Origin of the sequence: Streptomyces sp. NBC_01384 (assembly GCF_045040035.1) — a bacterium.
In the GTDB taxonomy this organism is placed as follows: Bacteria; Actinomycetota; Actinomycetes; order Streptomycetales; family Streptomycetaceae; genus Streptomyces.
The window spans coordinates 5,967,733-5,989,473 of record NZ_CP109559.1; the positions used below are offsets into that span (position 1 = coordinate 5,967,733).

The following is a 21,741-nucleotide window of genomic DNA, read 5'->3' on the forward strand; positions in this document are numbered from 1 at the left end:
GGGCCTCACGAGGACGCGAGGACGTCGTGCCCCGCCTGCGCCGGTACCGGCGCGAGCGACACCGGCTCCTGCATGCGCTCGCCGAGCATCAGCGTCCGTACCACCCGCTCGGCCGCCCGCCCGTCGTCGAACGCGCAGAACCGTGCCCGGAACCCGGCCCGCAGCCGCGCCGACTCCCCGTCCCGCCAGGACCCGGACGCGAACAGCCATGCCAGCTCCCGGTAGGAGTCCGCCACATGGCCGGGCGGGTCCGCCGTGATGTCGAAATACGCGCCCCGGCTCGCCGCGTACGCGCCCCAGTCGTCCGCGTGGATCACGATCGGCCGGTCCAGGTTGGCGTAGTCGAACATGAGGGCCGAGTAGTCCGTGACCAGCGCGTCGGAGGCGAGCATCAGATCCTCGACGTGCGGTTCGTCGGTCGCGTCGACCACGACCCCGCGCCGGTGCAGCTCGGACAGGCCCATCCCGCGCGCCGGGCCGTCCACGAGCGAGGGGTGCAGCCGTACGAGGAGGGTGTGGCCCGCGCCGAGGTCGTCGGCGAACCGGGCCAGGTCGATACGGTCGACGAGCCCGCCGCGGACGTAGTCGCGGCGGGTCGGCGCGTACAGCACCACCTGATGGTCGGCGGGGATGCCGAGGCGGGCGCGGACCGCCGCACCGTCCTCGGGGCGCGCCCGTACGAGGACGTCGTTGCGGGGGCTGCCGGTGCGCAGCGAGGTGAAGTGGCAGGGGTAGGCGCGGTCCCAGACCAGCTCGGAGTGGCGGTTGGCAACCAGGCTGTAGTCCCAGCGGTCGGCGCGGCGCAGCATCTGCGGTACGTCGAAGCCGTGCCGGGCGCCGGGCTTGTCGAGCAGGTCGGCGGCCATGTACTTCAGCGGGGTGCCCTGGTGGGTGTGGAGGTGCACGCTGCCCTCGCGCTTGACGAGGGTGCCGGGCCAGTTGACGTTGTTGACGAGGTACGTGGCGCGGGCGGTGACCTGGCGGTAGGCGAGCGAATCGGGTGCGACGTACTCGACGCCGGGCGGCAGCAGCGGCACCTGGTCCTCGCGCACCACCCACACCCCGCGGATGTGCGGGGCGAGTTCACGGGCGGCGCGGTAGATGGCGCCCGGGTCGCCGAGCACCCCGCGGTGCGAGAACGCCGAGTACACCGCGAGGTTCGGGTCGAGCGGCCGGTGTTCGTGCACCGCCGACCAGCCGCCCTTGATCCGGGTGACCGCCGCCTTGCGCACCAGCAGCCCGCGCCGCCCGAGTTCCGCGCCGGCCCGGCCGGTCCCCCGCCGGGCGCGGTACCTCAGGTAACCGCCCTGCAGGACGCGCAGCTCGCGCGGCACCGGGCCGCCGCCCTGGTGCTTGCGGAACAGCGCGGCCGTACGCCGGAAGAACTCGCCCTTGTCGGAGTCGGGCAGCCGGTCCGGCTTGGCGAGGATGTCGAGACAGTGCTCGCCCATCTTGCCGTGCAGATAGGGGCGCCAGCTCGACAGCTGGGGGCGGGAGTCGACGAAGGCGAAGACCCGCTCGTACTGGTCGTGGACGTCGAAGTGCTTGCGGCTGGTGGTGGACAGGATGTTGCCCTGGCGGCGCTGCCGGTAGTTCAGGCAGATCCGGTCGAGCGTCGCGATCCGCTCCGCGCTGAGCATGACCGGGAAGGTCCAGGGCGTGTCCTCGTAGTAGCCGGGCGGAAAGGCGAAGCCCTCCCGCTCGACGAACGCGCGGCTGTAGACCTTGTTCCACACGACCATCAGCAGGTCGAGGATCTGCGGGTGTTCGGCGGCCGTGAAGGTTCTGTCGCCGCACTCCGCCAGTACCTGCGCGAGGACGTTCCGGCGGGTTCCGCCCCACCAGTAGGTGCGCGCGTAGTCGAAGACCAGCACGTCCGGGTCGGCGGTCTCGTCGAGGCGGTCGGAGATGGCGCGCAGGGCGCCCGGTGTGAGCGTGTCGTCGCTGTCGAGGAAGAAGAGGAAGTCCCCGGTGGCGTACGGCATTCCGGCGTTGCGGGCGCGGCCGAGTCCCACGTTCCGCGGCAGATGCAGCACCCGCAGGCGCGGGTCGCGGGCCGCGTACTCGTCGAGGATCGCGCCGCAGCCGTCCGGCGAGCAGTCGTCGACCGCGATGACCTCGATGTCGCCGTACGACTGCTCCAGGACCGAGTCGAGGCACTCGCGCAGAAAGCCCTGCACCTTGAAGACGGGGACGATGATGCTGAAGCGGGACACGTCAGCTCCTTACGAGGGTGGACGCGGCGGGGGCCGGAAGGCGCTCGGCGAGGGGGATCACCGGAGGGATCGCCTCGGGCGGTTCGCCCAGCAGCACTCTGCGGACGACCCGCTCGGCGGCCAGCCCGTCGTCGAACTGGCAGAAGCGCCCCCGGAACGCGGCCCGCAGGGCCCGTGCGGAGCCGTCCGTGTAGGAGCGGTCACGGAAGATCCGGGCGAGCTCCTGCGGGGTGCGGGCCACCGGGCCCGGCGGTGCCTCCATCAGATCGAAGTACACGCCCCGCGTCTCCTGGTAGATCTCCCAGTCGTCCGCGTACACGACGATCGGACGGTCGAGATGGGCGTAGTCGAACATGATCGACGAGTAGTCCGTGATGAGCGCGTCGGCGGCCAGGCAGACGTCCTCCGACGAGCGGTGCCGGGTCACGTCGATGATCCGGCCGCTGCCTCTGCGCCCGCGCCCGTCGTAGAAGTAGTGCGCGCGGAGCAGGACGACGAACTCGTCGCCGATCTCCTCGCAGAACGCCTCCAGGTCGAGCCGGGACTCGAAGCCGGTGCGGTAGTCGCGGTGGGTGGGCGCGTAGAGGAGGGCGGTCCTGCCCTCGGGAACGCCCAGTCGGGCGCGGACGCGGAGCACGTCGTCGGCCGTCGCCGTGTAGTAGACGTCGTTGCGCGGATAGCCGTACTCCAGGGCCTCGTAGGTGCCCGGGAAGGCCCGTTCCCACATCTCCGTGGAGTGCCGGTTGGAGGAGAGGTTGTAGTCCCAGCGGTCCACCCGGGTCAGCAGCTTGGCGAAGCTGCCGGTCGCGGCGGCCACGATCGGGTAGGTCGACTGGTCGACGCCCATCGTCTTCAGCGGGGTGCCGTGCTGGGTCTGGAGGTGCACGCTGCCGCGGCGCTTGACGACCTCGTCCGCGAAATTGGCGTTGTTGATCAGGTACTTGGCGCGGGCCAGCACCTCCCACGCGCGCGGGCTGCCGATCACCGCGTGGTCGAGATCCTTCGGGACCCGGTCCACCGCGTCGGCCTCGACCAGGAACACCGAGCGCAGGTGCGGGGCGAGTGCGCGGGCCTTGGCATGGATCGCGGCCGGGTTGCAGGCGTAGCCGCGGCCCCAGTACGCGCAGTACACGGCGAGGTTCTCGTCGAGAGGGCGGCGCAGCTGGACGGCGTACTGCGCGCGGGTGCGCAGCCGGCGGACGCGTGGCAGTTGCCGGCCGGCCTTCGCCAGCTGCTGGTTGGCGCCGCGCAGTGCCCGGAACGCGCTGTACGCCCCGGCCGCCAGCAGCCGGTGCTGCACCCCGATCCGGCCCGCCGGGGGCTGGAACCCCGCCGGGCGGTGACGCCGGTAGAGCCTCCCCGCGCGTCGGAAGAAGGCCCGGCGCCGGTGCAGGGGAAGCCGCTCCGGATGGGCCGCCGACCTCAGCACCGCCGTGAAGAGGTCATCGAACAGCGGCCGCAACCGCTCCGCGGACAGCTTCTGTTCGGCCGCCCGGGTCAGCACCAGGCCGACCTGGTCGAGCAGCTCGAACTGGTGCTCGCCGGGTTCGTTCAGCCGACTGCCCTGCCTGCGCAGCAGATGCCGTACGACGACCGCGCGCAGCACCGCCACCCGCCCGGCGGCCACCGTCACCAGGCCGCCCCAGCCGAGATCCGTGAAGTGCCCCTCGGGGAAGGCGAGGCGCTGCTCGCGGAGGAACGCCCGGCGGTAGGCCGCGCTCCACGCCGGCAGGCCCACCCCGGTGAGCTGCGGCGCCCGGTCCGGGGTGAACACCCCCGCGGGTGTCCTCGGGAGCGGGGGCGTACTGGTCTCGACGTCCCACCAGTGGACGCGCTCGTGCCCGAAGTAGAGGACGTCCACCTCCTCGGGCTCCTCGGGCTCCTCCTGGAGTTTGCCCTCCAGGGCCGTGAGCGCGCCCGGCGCCAGGACGTCGTCGCCGTCGAGGAAGAGCAGATACGTGCCGGCCGCCGCCCCGATCCCGGTGTTCCGTGCCGCGCTCAGCCCGTCCGAGGGCGGCGAGTGGACCGGGACGACCCGGGAGTCCCGCGCGGCATACCCGGCGGCGACCTCGCCCGCCGGGGAGTCCGGCCCGTCGCAGACCGGAATCAGCTCGAAGTCGGCGAAGGACTGGTCGAGGACCGAGTCCAGCGCGAGGGGCAGTCGCCCGGCGACTCCATGGGTGGGGACGATGATGCTGAAGCGGGGCATTCTGCTCTTTCTCTCACGTAACGCTGAGGTCTCAAGGGACTCTGAGGCGGGGTGTCATCGCCCCGGTCGCCCGGCGGGGCGCCAGGTGACGGGCCTCGTCGGGGTGGGCCGGGAGGGGCTGGAGGGCAAGGCCTGCTCCGGGGCAGAGGTTTCGGAGGGGGCGGAGATTTCAGGGGGGCAGAGGGTTCAGAGGGTCTTGATGACAGGGACGGCGGTGCCGGGCGCGGGCACCGTCGCGAGAGGCAGCCGGGGGCCGGCCGCGGCGGCGGACGGGACCGGGTTGCGCTTCGCGAGCGGTACGACCCGCGGCAGCCCGCCGCTCTGGCCCAGCACGACATGGCGTACGACCCGCTCCGCGGCGCGCCCGTCCTCGTACGGGCAGAACCGCTCGCGGAACGCGGTCCGCAGCTGGGTCGAGCGGGAGCCGCGCCAGTGGCCGGTCGCGAAGATGTCGATCAGCTCGTCCTCGCTGCGCGCGACCGCGCCCGGCGGGAAGGCGCGCAGGTCGAAATAGGTGCCCCGGGAGGCCTCGTACGCCTCCCAGTCGTCCGCGTGGATCACGATCGGCCGGTCGAGGACCGCGTAGTCGAACATCAGGGACGAGTAGTCGGTGACCAACGCGTCCGAGGCGAGGCAGAGGGACTCGATGCTGGGGTGGTCGGAGACGTCGATGAGCCGGGCCGATGAAGAAGGCGCGGCGGTGGCGAGCGGGCCCTGGCACGAGTGGTGGGCGCGGGTCAGGACGACGAAGCGCGGGCCGAGCCTGCGCAGGACGCGTTCCAGGTCGAGGGTGAGGCGCTGGGTGCGGCGGTAGTCGCGGTACGTCGGCGCGTACAGGACGGCGACCGTGCCCTTGGGGATGCCGAGCGACTCGCGCAGCCGGGTGACGTCCGCCGAGGTCGCCCGCTGGAACGCGTCGTTGCGGGGGAGGCCGTACTCCAGGGTCGTGTACGAGGCCGGGAAGACGCGCTCCCAGACGAGGGTGGAGTGGCGGTTGCCGGAGAGGCAGTAGTCCCACTTGTCGGCGCTGCGCAGCAGCTCGGCGAAGTCCGTGTCACGGGCCGCCGCCGGGCGGTCCTGGAGGTCGAGGCCCATGTGCTTGAGCGGGGTGCCGTGCTGGGTCTGGATCATGATCTGGCCGCGGCGCTTGACCAGCCGGCGGTCGAAGTTGACGTTGTTGACGAGGTACTTGGAGCGGGCGAGCGCCGTCCAGTACGCCGTCGTACCGGGCCGCAGGCGTCGCGTCGGGGCGGGGATCGTGTGGTGGTGCTCGGGGTGCGCGATCCACGCCGTACGGATGTGGGGGGCGAGGTTGCGGAACGCGGACTCCAGGGCGCCCGGGTTGCAGCCGTGGCCGCGCCCCCAGTAGCTGGAGAAGACGGCGCGGTCGGCGCGCAGCGGCAGCCGGAGCTGGATGCGGTAGTGGAACTGGAGGGCGGCACCGCGGGCCTTGCGGAGCAGGTCCTTCGTACCGCGCAGGGTCTTCTTCTGGACGCGGAAGGCCAGGGACAGCAGGCGGTACGTGCGGTGGTTGCCGAGCCGGACCAGGGTGTGCCGGACGCGGGTGCGCAGGCGGACGGGGGCGCCCGGGGTGCGGTAGCGGCGGTAGTGGGCGCGGGCCCCCCGCAGGAACTCGGCACGGACGCCGCGCGGCAGCCGGCCCCGCTTGGTGAACACAGTGGAGAGGTGGTCGACCATGCGGCGGAACAGGACCGGGCGCCACCGCGCCAGCTCCGGGTGCGCGTCGAGATACGCGAAGAGGCGGTCGTACTGCGCGAAGATGTCGAAGTGCCCCCGGCCGCTGGTGCCGAGGATGTTGCCCCGGCGGCGCTGGCGGTAGTGCACGCAGACCCGGTCGAGGGTCGCGATCGTCTCGGCGGAGATCAGCGCCGGGTAGGTCCAGGGGGTGTCCTCGTAGTAGCCGGGCGGGAAGGTGAAGCCCTCGCGCTCGACGAACTCCCTGCGGTAGGCCTTGTTCCACACCACCATCAGGACCCTGAGCAGCCCCGGCCGGTCGTCGAGACGGAAGGGTGCCGGGCCCTGCTCGCTGAGCTGCTCCGCGAACCGGTTGCGGACGATGTCCCCGTTCCAGTACGTGCGCGCGTAGTCGTAGACCAGGACGTCCGGTTCGGCGGTCTCCTTCAGCCGGTCGGCGATCGCGCGCAGCGCGTCCGGGGTGAGGGTGTCGTCGCTGTCCAGGAAGATCAGGTAGTCACCGGTGGCGTGTTCGAGACCGGCGTTGCGGGCGCGGCCCAGGCCCACGTTCTCCGGGAGGTGCACGGGGCGGACGCGGGCGTCGCGGGCGGCGAACTCGTCGATGATCGCGCCACAGGCGTCCGGCGAGCGGTCGTCGACGGCGATCAGTTCGAGGTCGGGGTAGGACTGCTCAAGGACGGATTCAAGGCATTCGTGCAGGTACGCCTGAACCTTGTACGCGGGGACGATGACACTGAACCTGGGCAAGGGACATCCATGGGTCGGCGCGGGCATACTGCCCGGCAACGGCCGAAGGGGTGACTTGGTTACGCCAGATGTGGCATATGGGGGACCCGCGGTGAACACCGAGGGGCGAACCGGTATCCGGCCCGCCCCTGACGTGGTTACTTGTTCGGCTACTTCACCGCGCCCGCCATCACGCCCGAGACGAACTGGCGCTGGAACGCGAAGAACACGGCGAGTGGGATGACCATCGAGATGAAGGCGCCGGGCGCCAGGACGTCGATGTTGTTGCCGAACTGGCGTACCTGGGTCTGCAGTGCGACCGTGATCGGCTGGCTGCCCGAGTTGGAGAACACCAGCGCGACCAGCATGTCGTTCCACACCCACAGGAACTGGAAGATGCCGAGCGAGGCGATCGCGGGACCGCCGAGCGGCATCACGACCTTGACGAACAGCCGCAGTTCACCCGCACCGTCGAGCCGGGCCGCCTCCAGCAACTCCCTTGGGATCTCCGCGAAGAAGTTCCGCAGCAGGAACACCGCGAAGGGCAGGCCGAAGCCGACGTGGAAGAGGATCACGCCGAAGACCGTGCCGAAGATGCCGATCCTGCCGAAGAGTCCGGCGATCGGGATCAGTGCCACCTGTACGGGGACGACCAGCAGGCCGACCACGCCCAGGAACCACCAGTCGCGGCCCGGGAACTCCATCCAGGCGAAGGCATAGCCCGCGAGTGAGCCGATGACGACGACGAGGACGGTCGCCGGGACGGTGATCAGCACGGTGTTCACCAGCGAGCCGGTGATGTCACCGTTCTCCAGGAGCTTCTGGTAACTGTCGACGGTGAGTTGGGAGGGCTCGCTGAAGACCTTCCACCAGCCGGACGCGCTCATGTCCTCCGGTGTGCGCAGTGAGGACAGCAGCAGCCCGATCGTCGGCACCAGCCAGAACAGGCCGACGAGGAGCAGGAAGAAGCGGACGAGACCGCCGCTGACGCCGCTCGCGAGCCGGGAGCCGAACGACTGCCCGGCCTTGACGACGGTGACGGGTGCGGACTTCGGGAGACCTCCGGGGTGGGTGGTCATCGCCGTACCTCCCGCCGTAGACGTCGGATGTTGAACCACATCACAGGGATCACCAGCAGCAGCAGGAACACGGCGATCGCGCTCGCGATGCCCGGCTGGTCCTCGGAGAAGCCCTTCCGGTACAGCTCCAGGGCCAGCACGTTCGCGTCGTCCTGGGACGAGCCCGGCGGGATGATGAAGACCAGGTCGAAGACCTTCAGCACGTTGATCATCAGGGTGACGAGGACGACGGCGAGGACGGGGGCGAGCAGCGGCACCGTGATCCTTCTGAACACCTGCCACTCGTTCGCGCCGTCCACCCGTGCCGCTTCGAGGAGTTCGCGCGGCACGCCCGCGAGCCCCGCCGCGATGAGCACCATCGCGAAACCGGCCCACATCCACACGTACGCGCCGATCACCGCCGGGGTGACGAGGGACGGCCCGAGCCAGTCGACGCCGTTGTACGGCTCGCGGAAGTTGCTCGCGGGCAGCCGCAGCCGGGCCCCGTCGGCCTGGCCGGAGAGCGTGAAGGTCCCGTCGCCGCGCACCTTCGCCGTATCGACGACCTTGCCGTCCTTCACGGCCTCGACCTTCATGCCCGCGTAGCCGAGCTCACCCGGGTCGACCTGGCCGAGCTTGCCGACGCCCTTGCCGCGGGTGAAGTCCTGCCAGGCGGTGCCGGTGACCTTGCCGGGCTCCGGCTGCGCCTGTACGGCCTTCTTCGCGCCGCTCGGCATCTTGTCGGGGGCGACACCGACGAGGGGAAGGGTGACGGACTGCCCGGCGTGCACGGCCTGCCGGGTGATGAACCCTCCCTGTTCGGGCTGGAGGGGTGACTGCCGCCCCGGGTGCGCCTTCGGGAACGCCGACGACTCGGCGAAGGTGTCGTGCACCCCCACCCACACGGCGTTCGCGACGCCCTTCTGCGGGTCCTGGTCGTACACCAGCCGGAAGATGATTCCCGCGGCGAGCATCGAGATCGCCATCGGCATGAAGACGACCAGTTTGAACGCCGTTCCCCAGCGGACGCGTTCGGTGAGCACCGCGAAGACGAGACCGAGCGCGGTCGCGACGGTGGGTGCGAACACCACCCAGATGACGTTGTTCTTGAGCGCGGTGCGGATGCCGTCGTCGGTGAACAGGGCCTTGTAGTTGTCGACTCCGGCGAAACCGTCGCCGGACCGGTTGAGGAAGCTGCGGATCAGCGAGTACCCGATCGGGTAGACCACGAGCGCGCCGAGCAGCACGAGACAGGGCAGCAGGAACAGCACCGCCACGGTCCCGCGGGTGCCGGTCACGCTCTTGCGCTTACGGGCCGGAGGAACCGGTGCGGTTCCTCCGGCCGTCGCCGACGTCATCGCCGGATCAGCCCTTGAAGGCCGCGGCGGCGTCCGATTCGAGTTTCGCCTGCGCCCCCGCCACGTCCTTCGGGTTCTTCAGGAAGTCCTGCAGGTCCTTCCACTCGCCCTTGCCGGGCGTACCGCCGAAGGCCTGCGGGGCCTGGTCGGACATGTCGAAGCGGAAGTCGTCGCCGGCGGCGATCAGCGCCTTGGCCATCGACTGCTGGACCGCGTTCGGGTAGGCGGAGTTGTCGACGTTCTTGTTGGGGGAGAGATACCCGCCGAGCTTCGCCCAGATCGTCGCGGCGTCGGGCGAGGCGAGGAAGGTGAGCAGGGCCTGCCCCGCCTTGGAGTCCTTCAGCAGGACGGCCGCGTCACCGCCACTGACCACGGGGGCGCTGCTGCCCACCGCCGGGAACGGGAACACCTTGGCATCCGTGCCGATCTTCGCCTTCGTCTCCGCGATGTTGACGCCCACGAAGTCACCCTCGAAGACCATGCCCGCCTTGGGCTGGTCGCCGCCGGTGAACGTCTGCGTCACGGAGGCCGGGAACTCGGTCTGCAGGGCGCCGTCCGGGCCACCCGCGATGAAGTTCTTGTTCCCCCACAGCTGGGCGAGCGTGGTCAGCGCGTCCTTCACGGACGGGTCCGTCCACTTGATCTTGTGCTGGGCGAGCTGGTCGTATTTCTCCGGCCCGGCCTGGGACAGATACACGTTCTCGAACCAGTCCGTGAGGGTCCACCCGTCCGCGCCGCCGACCGAGACGGGGGTGACCCCGGAGTCGTAGATGGTCTGCGCGGTGCTGAGGAAGTCCTTCCAGGTGCCGGGCTCCTTGGCCCCCGCGTTCTCGAAGACCTTCGCGTTGTACCAGACCAGCGACTTGTTGGCGGCCTTGAAGTACACGCCGTACTGCGTGCCGCCGACCTTGCCGAGATCCTGCCAGCCCTGCGAGTAGTTCTTGGCGAGCTGGGCCTGGGCCTCCGGCCCGACCGGCTTGGCCCACTTCTTCTCCACGGCCTGCTTGATGGCGCCGACCTGCGGAAGCATCGCCACGTCCGGCGGCGCACCGCCCGCGATCTTCGAACCGAGGAAGTTGATGATCGGGTCCTGCGCGGGGACGAAGGTGACCTTGGCGCCGGTGCGCTTCTCGAACTCCGCGAGCACCCGCTTGAAGTTGGCCTGCTCCGGCCCGGTCCAGACGGCGGCCACTTCGAGACTCTCCCCGTTGAGCTTGGGGAGGGCGACGGTGCCGCCGCCGCTGCTACTGGCGCTGCTGTTGCCGCCGCCGTTGTTGTTCTTGTCCTTGTTGTCGCTGCCGCAGGCGGTGAGAGTGAGCGCGCCGACGACGACGGCGACTGCGGCGGCTTGTGCGGCCCTGCGTGACCTGTATGTATGAAGAGTTCTGCGCATCACTGCCCCGTTCTCGTTCCTCGTTGAACGTCCGGCGCTGTCCCGTGCCGTCTGGTCTACGCCCGGGGCGTCGAGGGCGGCAAGAGCGCCTGCGCTGTCAAGTTACTGATCGTGATCGGGTCGTGACGTAGGCGGCTTCGCGGACGGGGGACGCCGAGGCGGTGCGGGCCCTGTTGGAACAGGGCGCGGATCGCGGATCCGGAGACGGTGGATGCGAACGGGCTGCCGGTGTTGTGCGCGGCTGTGGCGGCGTACGACGAGCCGGTCGCCGACGCACCCCGACCCCGACGTGTCTCAGCGGGCCAGCGGGGCAGCGGGTTCAGCCGGGGCGGGGCTCGGGGAGGGGCTGAGTGCTCTTTCAGGACAGTGAGGTCATCGCCGCTCCCGCCTTTTGCCCGGGCGGCCGGCCGGGCTGTGCTTGCATGGCACGGTGAACAGCGAGAGCGGCACCGCGTCCGGTGGACCTGAGGTCCGGCATCGAACGGATCGTGACCTCGTCGACTGCGTCCGGGTGCTCGCCGAGGTGCACGCGGCCGACGGCTATCCGGTGAACTGGCCCGACCGGCCGGGCGAGTGGCTGTCCAAGTCCTCCTTGTTGACGGCCTGGGTCGCGGAGCTGGACGGTCGGCTCGTCGGTCACATCGGTCTGTCCCGCAGCGAGCCAGGGGATCTGGCACCCGGTCTGTGGGGTGCCCGGGAGGGCGCGGGCGGCGAGGCGACCGCGGTGGTCAGCAGACTGTTCGTCGCGCCGGGAGCCCGGGGCCACGGGATCGGCGCGCTGCTCATGGAGCGGGCCGTGCGGGAGGCGCGACGTCGCGGTCTGCATCCGGTCCTCGACGTCGTCGCCTCCGATGTGGCGGCGGCAGCCCTGTACGAGCGGCTGGGGTGGGAACTGCTGGCCACCGTCGAGCAGCGGTGGAGCGCGGACCAGGTCGTGGCCATCCGGTGTTATGCGGCGACAACCTGATCCCTCTGAGCCCGCACCGCACGACCCGCAACGCACCGGACCGTCTGAAGCACTCCCGACCACCTGAAGCACACCGGACCACCTGAAGCGCCCTGGGCTACAACAGCGACGGCACCTCCACCGCCGCCACCGAGCGTGCCGCCCGCTCCAGCGCACTGGCCAGCAGTGCCAAGTCCGTCGGCCCGTTGCCGAGTTCGCGGACCGGGCGGCGGGCCGGGGGGTCGCCCATGCGGTGCCACTCCAGGGGGACGACCGTGGGGCGGAGGGTGGCGGTGCGGGGGATGCGGCCCGTGACGCGGCCGGCCTGGAAGGGAGTGAGGCGGCCGTCCGGGGTGGCCAGGCGGCCGCGGCCGGGGGCGGGTTCGTCCGCACCGGGTGACACCGGGTCGAGGGTGATGCGGAGGGCGGCGGCGCGGCCCAGTTCGGTGGTGGCCGTGCGGCCGTCGTCCGCGGCGGATGCCACGAGGTGTACGCCCAGGCGGTCACCGTCGCGGGCGACCGCTTCCAGCGCTCGTACGACCGAACCGGCCGCCGGCCGGCCCGGTGATCCCAGGGCGGGGGAGAGCAGGGCGTCCAGGTCGTCGACCATGACGACGAGACGGGCCAGCGGGGGGCCCGGATCCGTGCGCTCGCGGGTGGCCGCCGGGCGCAGCCGCAGGGTCGAGCTGGGATGCGCGTCCAGGTCCGCGGCGCCGGAGGAGGAGACAGCGCCGGGCGGTGCTCCGGGGGAAGGCTTGGGCGCGCGCTGCGTGACTATCCGGCCCGTCACCTCGCGGTTGGTGTGCCACTCCGTGAAGTCCAGCCGGCCGAGGAGTTCCGCCCGCCGCTTCAGTTCGGCGCTCAGGGACTGGGCGAACTCCCGCATCCGTACGGGGTCGTTGGCGGTGAGGTGGGTGGTGACGTGGGGGAGGTCGGTGCAGACCCGCAGGCCCTGCAGTCCCTCGGTTCCCTGGCCCGTGCCATGGCCGCCGGTGCTGTCCCGGCCGTCCATCAGGACGATACCGAGCCGGTCGGGGCGCTCCGCGGCGGCCAGGGACGCGGCGATCGAGCGGAGAAGTTCCGTACGGCCACTGGCCGGTGGGCCCTCGATCAGGAGGTGCGGGCCTTCGGCGGGGAGGTCCACGGCCACCGGTCCGCGCGGGCCCGCGCCGAGGACCGCCCGGGCACGGCCGCCGAGCGACTCCGAGTCGTCCGCCGCGTCCGCCCAACGTGTCATGAGTGACGCGGGGGTGGCGCGGGCGAGTCCCAACTCGTCGAGCAGGCGTGCCGCTTGAGGCAGGGGTGCGGACAGGCGCGCGCGGTGGTCGGGGTGGGTGCCGTCCGTGCGGAGAGGCGCCAGCGCGCGGGCGAACCGCTCCGCCCAGGCCGGTGACACCGCGTCCACGGCGGCGACCGTGCCCTGACCCACGGGGCCGCCGGACGCCACTCGCAGCAGCCGCAGCGCCGTCGCCACATCCCCGCTGAGCAGCGCCACCGCCCCGCACCCCCGGAACGCCGGTGACGCCTCGCAGGCCGCCTCGTACGTGTCCGTCACCGGGGACGACGGCGAGGCCGACGCGGTCTCGGCGAGGCACACCACATGGATGCCCGCTCGGGGCCCGTCGTGCGCCAGCCGCAGCACGGCCTCCCGTACGTCCGCGCCGCCGGGGTCGCCGTCCACCACGAGCACGGTGTACGGGCCGTCGTAACCTCCGTCCGCCGGGTCCTCGTCCCGGGCCCAGGAGGGGCGCCGGGCGCCGCCCCGTGCGTCCAGGGGGATGCGATCGGCCTTGTCGTACTCGCCGTGCTTGCCGTACGTGTCGCGCGAACCGTGGGTGCCGTGGGTGCCGCCCGATTCCGTGAGGTGGTCCTCCAGGCGGCGCAGCAGTTCGTCCGTGCGGGCCGTCGCCTGTTCGCGGTCGTAGGCGAGGAGGAGGCGGCAGTCCTGGCCGTGGGTGGGACGCAGGTGGGGGAGCCAGCCGAGCCAGGACCACTCGGCGGTGCGCTCCTCGGCCGAGCGGGAGCGGTCCGTGCTGATCAGGACGATGTCGAGGGCATCGGGGGAGTGCAGCGCGGCGAGCTGGGCCACCACCGAGCGGGCCAGCCCGGCCAGCCGCGCCCGGGGTCCCGCCAGGCCCAGCGCGCCGACCTCCCGCAGGCCCGCGGTCACCGGCACCGCGGGCAACAGCCCCGAACCGTCGGGCGCCGCCCGGTCGGCCGTCCCCAGCCGTACCGTCAGCGTCTCCGGGTGGCCCGGGCCGCGCTCCCACAGCCGCGGTCCCGGTCCCAGCGCCGTGAGCAGCAGCGTCGCGGGGTCGGGCCAGCTCTCCGGGGCCTGGGCGGGCAGGGAGGCCGCCAGGAACTCGGCGGCCCCGTCGTCTCCGTCCGTGTCGTACGGGCCTTGCGGCCCGGTGCCGGACAGCTCGCCCCGGCCCCCGGTCAGCCGCCGCGCCCACGCGCCGAATCCGCCCCGCTTGCGCACACCGGGCGGCACGTCGGTGCCCCGCATGGGGGTGCCTTTGCGGGTGCTCGGGGCGGCGGTGCCCGGGTAGGGGGTGGCCGAGGCGGAGGTGGCCGGGTCGGAGGTGGCCGTGGCCCGGGTCGTGGCTCTGGTCGCCGGCGTGTCCGGACCGGACGGTCCCGTCGGCCTGTCCTCGATGCGGGGGGCCCTGCCCTGCTCGGGCACGACGGGCGGCACGGGCCTCGGCGCGGTGCGCGGCGGTACGACCGGGCCGTGCTCCTGCGCTCCGGGGACACCCCCGGCGGCTCCCCACTCCGCCGATCCGTAGCCGTGATGTGTCTCACCGGCGGGCGGGACGGGGATGCCGTCCGCGCCGGAGAAGGGACCCACGCGCGCGTGGGTCACGGCAGGCATGGAGGGCGTAGGAGGCGCCGAAGACCCGGAGACCGGCCCGGAGTCGGGCTTCGGGCGGGCGGCGGGTCCGGTGGCGGCGGGTCCGGTGACCGTCGTCACCCTGACGTGGCCCTCCCCGTCCGGCGTCGTCCCCACAGGCCCCGCGCCGCCGGGCGGAACCAGCCGCAGGGCGGACTCGCCGACACGCAGGAGCGCGCCCTGCGCGAAGCGGACCGGGCGGGTGTCCACGGGGATGCCGTCCAGCGTCGTACCGTTCGTGGATCCCAGGTCCGTGACCGAGACGCGGCCCTCCGGGGTGACCGTGACCGCGCAGTGCAGGCGGGATACGTCGGGGTCGTCCAGCGGGACGTCCGCGTCGGCGGAGCGGCCGATGTCGATCCGGCCGCCGTGCAGCAGGTGGACGCCGCCCGCGTCGGGGCCCCCGACCACATGGAGCTGGGCCGCGACGTCGTCCACGTCCGGACCGGGCTCCGCGGGCGAGCCCAACGACAGCACGGCACCGTCCGTCAGAGGCGGCTCGCCCAGCGTGCAGCGCTGGCCGTCGAGGCGCTCCGCGCCCGCGTACAGCACGACCGGACCGCCCCCGAGCTCTCGGCTCCGCTCGGGCTGGCCACTCCCCCCGTCCCCGCCGACCGCCGAGGCCAGACCCGCCGCCACCGCCGCCAGCGCCGTCCCGGCGGGAGCGGTGACCAGCACATCGCAGGCCGCGGCACGCCCCCGCGGCTCCGAGGGCGAGCCCAACGGGTCAACGACGGTCAGCCGGATCTGCATCGCCGTCAGCGGTCCCTTCCGCACAGGCGCCCGTGAGGAGGGCGAGGCTGTGCCGCGGTCCCCCCACCGCAGATTCCCCCACCGCACACGGGCACGTCGGCCAGTACTGAAGGCATCCTCGCACCTGTCACTGACAACACGCCCGCCGCCCACCCGCAAGTGATCTTGATTGGTCGGCTCTGCCCGCAAAAGTGCCTGACCAGTGCTCGACCGGTGCCCGCTTGAGATCGGTCACGTCGTCCCCGCGGAACCCATTCGGAACCCATTCGGCAACCAACCGCCCGATGCGAGCGTCTTTCCATCGAACATGTACGGGAGCGCGTACGTAAGCGCTTATGCGAAGCGCACCCGCCCATGGGAAGCGGTGGGAAACACAGGAAGACGACAGTCCAGTGCCATGTATCCCGGCACTACAGTGGGGCGCAACCGCTGGAGCACGCTGACGACGGCGGACGGACCAGGCAAGCAAGTAACAGGGAGCGCATGACGTGCGGCCGGTAGGGAGCAAGTACCTCCTTGAGGAGCCGCTTGGGCGCGGCGCCACAGGCACTGTCTGGCGAGCCCGCCAGCGGGAGACCGCGGGCGCCGAGGCGGCCGTCGCGGGGCAGCCCGGCGAGACCGTGGCGATCAAGGTCCTCAAGGAGGAACTCGCCAACGACGCGGACATCGTGATGCGGTTCCTGCGCGAGCGCTCCGTCCTGCTGCGCCTGACCCACCCGAACATCGTGCGGGTACGGGACCTCGTCGTCGAAGGCGACCTGCTCGCGCTCGTCATGGACCTGATCGACGGGCCCGACCTGCACCGGTACCTGCGCGAGAACGGGCCGTTCTCGCCCGTGGCCGCCGCCCTCCTCACCGCCCAGGTCGCCGACGCGCTGGCCGCCAGCCACGCCGACGGTGTCGTACACCGCGATCTGAAGCCCGCGAACGTCCTGCTCAAGCAGGACGGCGGCCAGATGCACCCGATGCTCACCGACTTCGGCATCGCCCGGCTCGCCGACTCCCCTGGCCTCACCCGCACCCACGAGTTCGTCGGCACGCCCGCGTACGTGGCGCCCGAGTCCGCGGAGGGACGTCCGCAGACGTCCGCCGTCGACATCTACGGGGCGGGCATCCTGCTGTACGAGCTGGTCACCGGCCGTCCGCCGTTCGCGGGCGAGTCCGCGCTCGAGGTACTGCACCAGCACCTGAGCGCGGAGCCGCGCCGCCCGTCCACCGTCCCGGACCCCCTGTGGACGGTCATAGAGCGCTGCCTGCGCAAGAACCCGGACGAGCGGCCCAGCGCCGAGAACCTCGCGCGCGGGCTGCGCGCCGTCGCCCAGGGTGTCGGCGTGCACGCCACCGCCGCGCAGATCGCCGCCGCGGAGGGGGTGGGCGCGCTGCTCGCCCCCGACCCGATGCCGACGGCGGTTCCGGGCCTGCCCGGCGCTGCCGACCCCACGCAGGTGCTGCGGCACAGCGCTCCGGTGGCTCCGGGGGCGTACGACCCGAACGGCGCGACCAGCGTCCTGCCGCACACCGGCGCCCCCGGCGTCCCCGGTGCCGCCGACCCCACCGCCGTACTCCCGCACCGCGGCGCCGCCGACCCGACCGCCGTCATGCCACCGGTGCCGCATCACCAGCCGGGCGGGCAGCAGGGACAGCCGGGTCAGCCTGGGCAGGGCGAGGACCCGCACCCCTGGCAGAGTCAGATGCGGGCGGCCCGGGACCGCAACGAGCAGACGCAGGTCCAGTACCTCGATCCCGGACAGGACCCGCTGCGCCGCCGCCCGCAGCGGCAGGTCGCGCGGCCCCAGCAGCAACAGCAGCGGCCGCCGCAGGGACAGCAGCCGCCGCCCGGGTACGGGTATCCGCAGCAGCAACAGCCGCAGCAGTACGCCCCTCAGCAGCAACCGCAGCAGTACGCGCCCCAGCAGCCCCAGCCGCAGCAGCAGCCTCAGCGCCGGCAGCAGCGTCAGCAGCCGCCGCAGGGGTACGCGCCCGCGCCCCAGCACCAGCCGCAGCAGCAGCCTCAGCGGTACGCGCCCGCGCCGCAGCAGCCCGCGGCCCCGGCGCCCCGGCAGCCGCGCGAGCCGCGGCAGCGCAGCGCCAACCCGATGAGGATCCCGGGACTCGGCTGCCTCAAGGGCTGCCTGTTCACGATCGTCATCCTGTTCGTCGCCGCGTGGCTGATCTGGGAATTCAGCCCGCTTCAGCATTGGATCGGGACCACCAAGGGGTTCTGGGACCTGCTGAGCAGCGGGTTCCACAAAGCCACCAAGTGGATCGGGAAACTCGGCGGCTCCGGTAACTAACCTTGGGGATTTGTCGACACCTGACGGGTGATTTCCGTCTCCGGAGTGAAGGTTGGGTCTTCGGACGCGTACTTTTAGCGACAACACGCGTCAGTAGGAGCAGTCTTGGCACGGAAGATCGGGAGCCGGTACACCGCCAACCAGATTCTGGGGCGGGGTAGCGCCGGCACGGTGTGGCTCGGTGACGGACCTGAGGGGCCCGTCGCCATCAAGCTGCTGCGCGAGGACCTCGCGTCCGACCAGGAGCTGGTGGGCCGCTTCGTACAGGAGCGCACGGCTCTGCTCGGGCTCGATCATCCGCATGTGGTGGCGGTACGGGATCTCGTCGTCGACGGCAATGACCTCGCGCTCGTCATGGATCTCGTACGGGGTACGGATCTGCGCACCCGGCTCGACCGGGAACGCCGGCTCGCGCCCGAGGCGGCCGTCGCGATCGTGGCCGATGTCGCGGACGGGCTGGCGGCGGCGCATGCGGCGGGGGTCGTGCACCGGGACGTGAAGCCGGAGAACGTGCTGCTCGACATGCAGGGCCCGCTCGGCCCCGGCGGCTCGCACCCCGCACTGCTCACCGACTTCGGTGTGGCCAAACTCATCGACTCGCCGCGGCGGACCCGGGCCACGAAGATCATCGGCACGCCGGACTATCTCGCGCCCGAGATCATCGAGGGACTGCCACCGCGGGCCGCCGTCGACATCTATGCCTTGGCGACTGTCCTGTACGAGCTCCTTGCCGGGTTCACGCCCTTCGGGGGCGGGCATCCGGGGGCGGTGCTGCGGCGGCATGTGACCGAGAGGGTCGTACCGCTTCCCGGTATCCCCGAAGAGCTGTGGCAGCTGATCGTGCAGTGTCTGGCCAAGGCGCCGGCGTCGCGGCTGCGGGCGTCCGAGCTGGGGGCGCGGCTGCGGGAACAGTTGCCGTTGCTGGCGGGGATGCCGCCGTTGGACGTGGACGAGCCGGACGGTGAGCCGGCGGAGGACGTCCACGAGGGCGAGACCGTGGAACCCGCGGTGCCGGCTTCGCGGGCGCGGCGGGGGGCGGTCCCGTTGGTGCCGGGGGCCACGCCGGACTCCAACCGGGACACCCATACGTCGATGCGGGTGCCGGGGCCCGATGAGCTGGCGGGTGGGGCGCGCGGGACGGCTCGTGCGCCGCGGGCGGCGGGGGCGCCTCGGCCGGGGTCGGCCCGGCACCGGGCGTCCGCGCGCCGCCGTCGGATCACACTGGGGGTGGCGGGGGCCGTCCTTGTCGCCGCCGTGGGTGTCGGCACGTGGCTGGCCACCTCGGGCGACGACGCGGGAGCCACCCCCCAGGACACCAAGAACTCAGCCCCCGCTTCCCCATAAGCACCTTCCCAGCCCCAGCCCACCCGCAGCCGGGCGATTCGGGGTGGGCCGGGGATTCGGGGCGCAGCCCCGCCCTAGGGGCGCGGGGAACTGCGCGATCAACCCCCCACCCACCCGCAGCCGAACAACCCCGGCCGGGGTCCGGGGCGGAGCCCCGGGGGATGGGACGGGTAGGGGCGGCGGGGGCGAGGAAACCCCCCAGCGCGCCCCGGGCCCGGCCCGCCCCGTTGCGCAGCCCCCGTCGAACGAGGGGCAAGCCCCGCTTGCGGCAGCCGTTACGCTGGAGGCGTGGCAGTCGTCGATGTATCCGAAGAGCTCAAGTCCCTCTCCTCGACCATGGAGTCGATCGAGGCCGTCCTGGACCTCGACAAGCTGAGGGCAGATGTCGCCGTGCTCGAGGAGCAGGCGGCCGCGCCGTCCCTGTGGGACGACCCTGACGAGGCGCAGAAGATCACCAGCAAGCTGAGCCACCTCCAGGCGGAGGTCAGGAAGGCCGAGGCGCTGCGCGGGCGTATCGACGATCTGAGCGTGCTCTTCGAGATGGCCGAGGAGGAGGACGACCCGGACACCCGTGCCGAGGCCGAGTCCGAGCTCGTCGCCGTCAAGAAGGCGCTGGACGAGATGGAAGTGCGCACGCTGCTCTCCGGGGAGTACGACTCCCGTGAGGCCGTCGTCACCATCCGTGCCGAGGCCGGCGGCGTCGACGCCTCCGACTTCGCCGAGAAGCTGCAGCGCATGTACCTGCGCTGGGCCGAGCGGCACGGGTACAAGACCGAGCTCTACGAGACCTCGTACGCGGAAGAGGCGGGCATCAAGTCCACCACCTTCGCCGTCCACATCCCGTACGCGTACGGAACGCTGTCCGTGGAGCAGGGCACCCACCGCCTCGTGCGGATCTCGCCCTTCGACAACCAGGGGCGTCGGCAGACCTCCTTCGCCGGAGTCGAGATCCTGCCCGTCGTCGAGCAGACCGATCACATCGAGATCGACGAGTCCGAGCTGCGCGTCGACGTGTACCGGTCGTCCGGCCCGGGCGGCCAGGGCGTCAACACCACCGACTCCGCGGTGCGGCTCACCCACCTCCCCACCGGCATCGTCGTCTCCTGCCAGAACGAGCGGTCGCAGATCCAGAACAAAGCGAGCGCGATGAACGTGCTCCAGGCCAAGCTGCTCGAGCGGCGCCGCCAGGAGGAGCAGGCCAGGATGGACGCCCTCAAGGGCGACGGCGGGAACTCCTGGGGCAACCAGATGCGTTCGTACGTCCTGCACCCGTACCAGATGGTCAAGGATCTGCGGACCGAGTTCGAGGTCGGTAACCCGGAGGCCGTTTTCGGCGGTGAGATCGACGGATTCCTCGAGGCCGGAATTCGCTGGCGCAAGCAGCAGGAGAAGTAAGCCGTCTCCTGGTGTCTCCGGACACCTCTTGATGCCTCTTTGTCGACAAGGCAACTGCCGCCTGCCGGGCGGCAGTTGCCTTTTGTGTGTGGGGTTTCTGGGTTTTACGTCACAGTCACATGACCTCACGGCAGGCAAATGACGTTGATCTGGACATCGCGTACGCAACGACCTTGACGTTGCTGTGAAAACTGGGAAAGGTGGCGCGTGGCATGCGTATCTCTGGGGCGCATGTGAACCGGGGGGCTGAGTGAGCCACCTGTGACGCCGTGGCCCCGGGCGCTGCTCCATTGACGATCAGCTACTGGGGGTAGCAAGCAGATGACCAAGAAGACGCGGATCCGCGTTGCACGGATAGCCGCAGGTGTGGTGATCGCCGCCGGTGCCTCTCTGACTGCCGCGGGTGCCGCCTCGGCTTACGTCGGCACCACGGCCGACGACCCGAGCCCCACCCCGACCGAGACGGGTATTCCGACCTCGCCGGAGCCCACCGAGACGACTCCGAGCACCCCGGAGAGCACCCCGCCGGCGCCCACCGAGACGGCCCCGTCGGAGACCGCTCCGACCACCATCGCGCCTACGGACGAGCCCACGGACCCGACCGAGGAGCCGACCGAGCCCACCGACCCGACGGACGACCCGACCGGCGGGTCCGGCACCGGCACCGGCAATGACAGCAACCCCGACGGCGGCTCCAAGCCCGTCGAGCAGGGCAAGGGTTCCTCCGGCCTGACCGACACCGGCTCGGACACCTCCTCCGGCACCTCTGTCCAGGGCAAGAAGGGCCAGCTGGCCGAGACGGGTGCCGCCGAGACCACGTTCCTGCTGGTCGGCGCCGCCACGATGATCGCGGGCGGTGTCGGCTTCCGTCTGCTGCCGCGTCTCATGGGTGGCCGCGGCGCAGCCGCCTGACGCACCTGAGTGCAGGCACGGGAGGGGCCCGGAGCAGCTCGCTCCGGGCCCCTCCCGCGTCAGGCATGTCGGGGAGTGATTCTGGTCACACCAACGCTCTCGTGAGGCTCACGCCGTCTGGTGCGCCAGCAGTGCCACCGCCGCGATCAGTACGGCGAGCAGCGCGATCAGCGCCATCGGGTTCAGTCCCGCGAAGGGGCTCTCCTGCTGCAGCCGCTCCCGGTTCGCACGGCAGACCGGGCAGCGACCCTCGCTGACGGGCGCCGCGCAGTTCGCGCACACCAATCGGTCGTACGTCATGCGCTTGCCCTCCTTGCGCTGTCCTCCGCCTACATAACGCCGCGGGGAACGCAACCGTTCCCCTTCCACTGTGCCAGGTTCCGCGGATTTCGGCGCGGCTCGCCTTATCCTGCCCCGCGCTCCACGGGTCAGTCCGGGAAACGGCCGTTCTCGGTGGGGTGGCCGGGCGGCTCCTGGGGCTGTGCAAAAACGCACAACCCGGCGCAACCCCGACCGGAGACTGCGCTC

13 protein-coding genes are annotated in these 21,741 nt (G+C 71.7%); 5 read left to right on the plus strand and 8 right to left on the minus strand.

The window, feature by feature from the left end; translation table 11 throughout:
• Positions 1-5: 5 nt before the first annotated feature.
• The 6 genes from OG747_RS27470 to OG747_RS27495 form a co-directional block, all read right to left on the minus strand.
• Complete coding sequence (locus OG747_RS27470; RefSeq protein ID WP_405882066.1) at positions 6-2,216, minus strand: CDP-glycerol glycerophosphotransferase family protein; 2,211 nt, start codon at positions 2,214-2,216, stop codon at positions 6-8.
• Position 2,217: 1 nt separating this feature from the next.
• Complete coding sequence (locus OG747_RS27475) at positions 2,218-4,425, minus strand: CDP-glycerol glycerophosphotransferase family protein (RefSeq protein ID WP_405882067.1); 2,208 nt, start codon at positions 4,423-4,425, stop codon at positions 2,218-2,220.
• A 186-nt stretch (positions 4,426-4,611) separates the two neighbouring features.
• Positions 4,612-6,888: a CDP-glycerol glycerophosphotransferase family protein gene (locus OG747_RS27480; protein WP_405882068.1), complete on the minus strand. Its 2,277-nt coding sequence runs from the start codon at positions 6,886-6,888 to the stop codon at positions 4,612-4,614.
• Positions 6,889-7,037: 149 nt separating this feature from the next.
• Positions 7,038-7,946: a carbohydrate ABC transporter permease gene (locus OG747_RS27485; RefSeq protein ID WP_405882069.1), complete on the minus strand. Its 909-nt coding sequence runs from the start codon at positions 7,944-7,946 to the stop codon at positions 7,038-7,040.
• Positions 7,943-9,283 (minus strand): carbohydrate ABC transporter permease, encoded by a 1,341-nt coding sequence (locus OG747_RS27490; RefSeq protein WP_405882070.1) that lies wholly within the window; start codon positions 9,281-9,283, stop codon positions 7,943-7,945. Before OG747_RS27490 ends, OG747_RS27485 begins: the two co-directional genes overlap by 4 nt.
• Positions 9,284-9,290: 7 nt before the next feature.
• The gene (locus tag OG747_RS27495; RefSeq protein WP_405882071.1) at positions 9,291-10,676 is read right to left on the minus strand and encodes an ABC transporter substrate-binding protein; all 1,386 of its coding nucleotides are present in this window, start codon (positions 10,674-10,676) and stop codon (positions 9,291-9,293) included.
• Between the two features lie 430 nt (positions 10,677-11,106).
• On the opposite strand from OG747_RS27495, the gene OG747_RS27500 reads away from it, so the two are divergent.
• Positions 11,107-11,643, plus strand: coding sequence for a GNAT family N-acetyltransferase (locus tag OG747_RS27500; RefSeq protein ID WP_405882072.1), 537 nt, complete (start codon positions 11,107-11,109; stop codon positions 11,641-11,643).
• A gap of 97 nt (positions 11,644-11,740) precedes the next feature.
• Here OG747_RS27500 and OG747_RS27505 read toward each other — a convergent pair whose 3' ends face one another.
• The gene (locus tag OG747_RS27505; RefSeq protein WP_405882073.1) at positions 11,741-15,268 is read right to left on the minus strand and encodes an FHA domain-containing protein; all 3,528 of its coding nucleotides are present in this window, start codon (positions 15,266-15,268) and stop codon (positions 11,741-11,743) included.
• A 488-nt stretch (positions 15,269-15,756) separates the two neighbouring features.
• On the opposite strand from OG747_RS27505, the gene OG747_RS27510 reads away from it, so the two are divergent.
• The 4 genes from OG747_RS27510 (at position 15,757) to OG747_RS27525 (ending at position 21,213) form a co-directional block, all read left to right on the plus strand.
• Positions 15,757-17,562: a serine/threonine-protein kinase gene (locus OG747_RS27510; RefSeq protein WP_405882074.1), complete on the plus strand. Its 1,806-nt coding sequence runs from the start codon at positions 15,757-15,759 to the stop codon at positions 17,560-17,562.
• A 105-nt stretch (positions 17,563-17,667) separates the two neighbouring features.
• Positions 17,668-18,906 carry a serine/threonine-protein kinase gene (locus OG747_RS27515; RefSeq protein WP_405882075.1) on the plus strand — a complete coding sequence of 413 codons (1,239 nt, stop codon included), beginning with the start codon at positions 17,668-17,670 and terminating at the stop codon, positions 18,904-18,906.
• A 288-nt stretch (positions 18,907-19,194) separates the two neighbouring features.
• Positions 19,195-20,301 carry a peptide chain release factor 2 gene (gene prfB, locus OG747_RS27520; RefSeq protein WP_405882076.1) on the plus strand — a complete coding sequence of 369 codons (1,107 nt, stop codon included), beginning with the start codon at positions 19,195-19,197 and terminating at the stop codon, positions 20,299-20,301.
• A gap of 321 nt (positions 20,302-20,622) precedes the next feature.
• Positions 20,623-21,213, plus strand: coding sequence for a hypothetical protein (locus tag OG747_RS27525; RefSeq protein WP_405882077.1), 591 nt, complete (start codon positions 20,623-20,625; stop codon positions 21,211-21,213).
• A gap of 108 nt (positions 21,214-21,321) precedes the next feature.
• Here OG747_RS27525 and OG747_RS27530 read toward each other — a convergent pair whose 3' ends face one another.
• The gene (locus OG747_RS27530) at positions 21,322-21,513 is read right to left on the minus strand and encodes a hypothetical protein (protein WP_356140973.1); all 192 of its coding nucleotides are present in this window, start codon (positions 21,511-21,513) and stop codon (positions 21,322-21,324) included.
• Between the last annotated feature and the right edge of the window lie 228 nt (positions 21,514-21,741).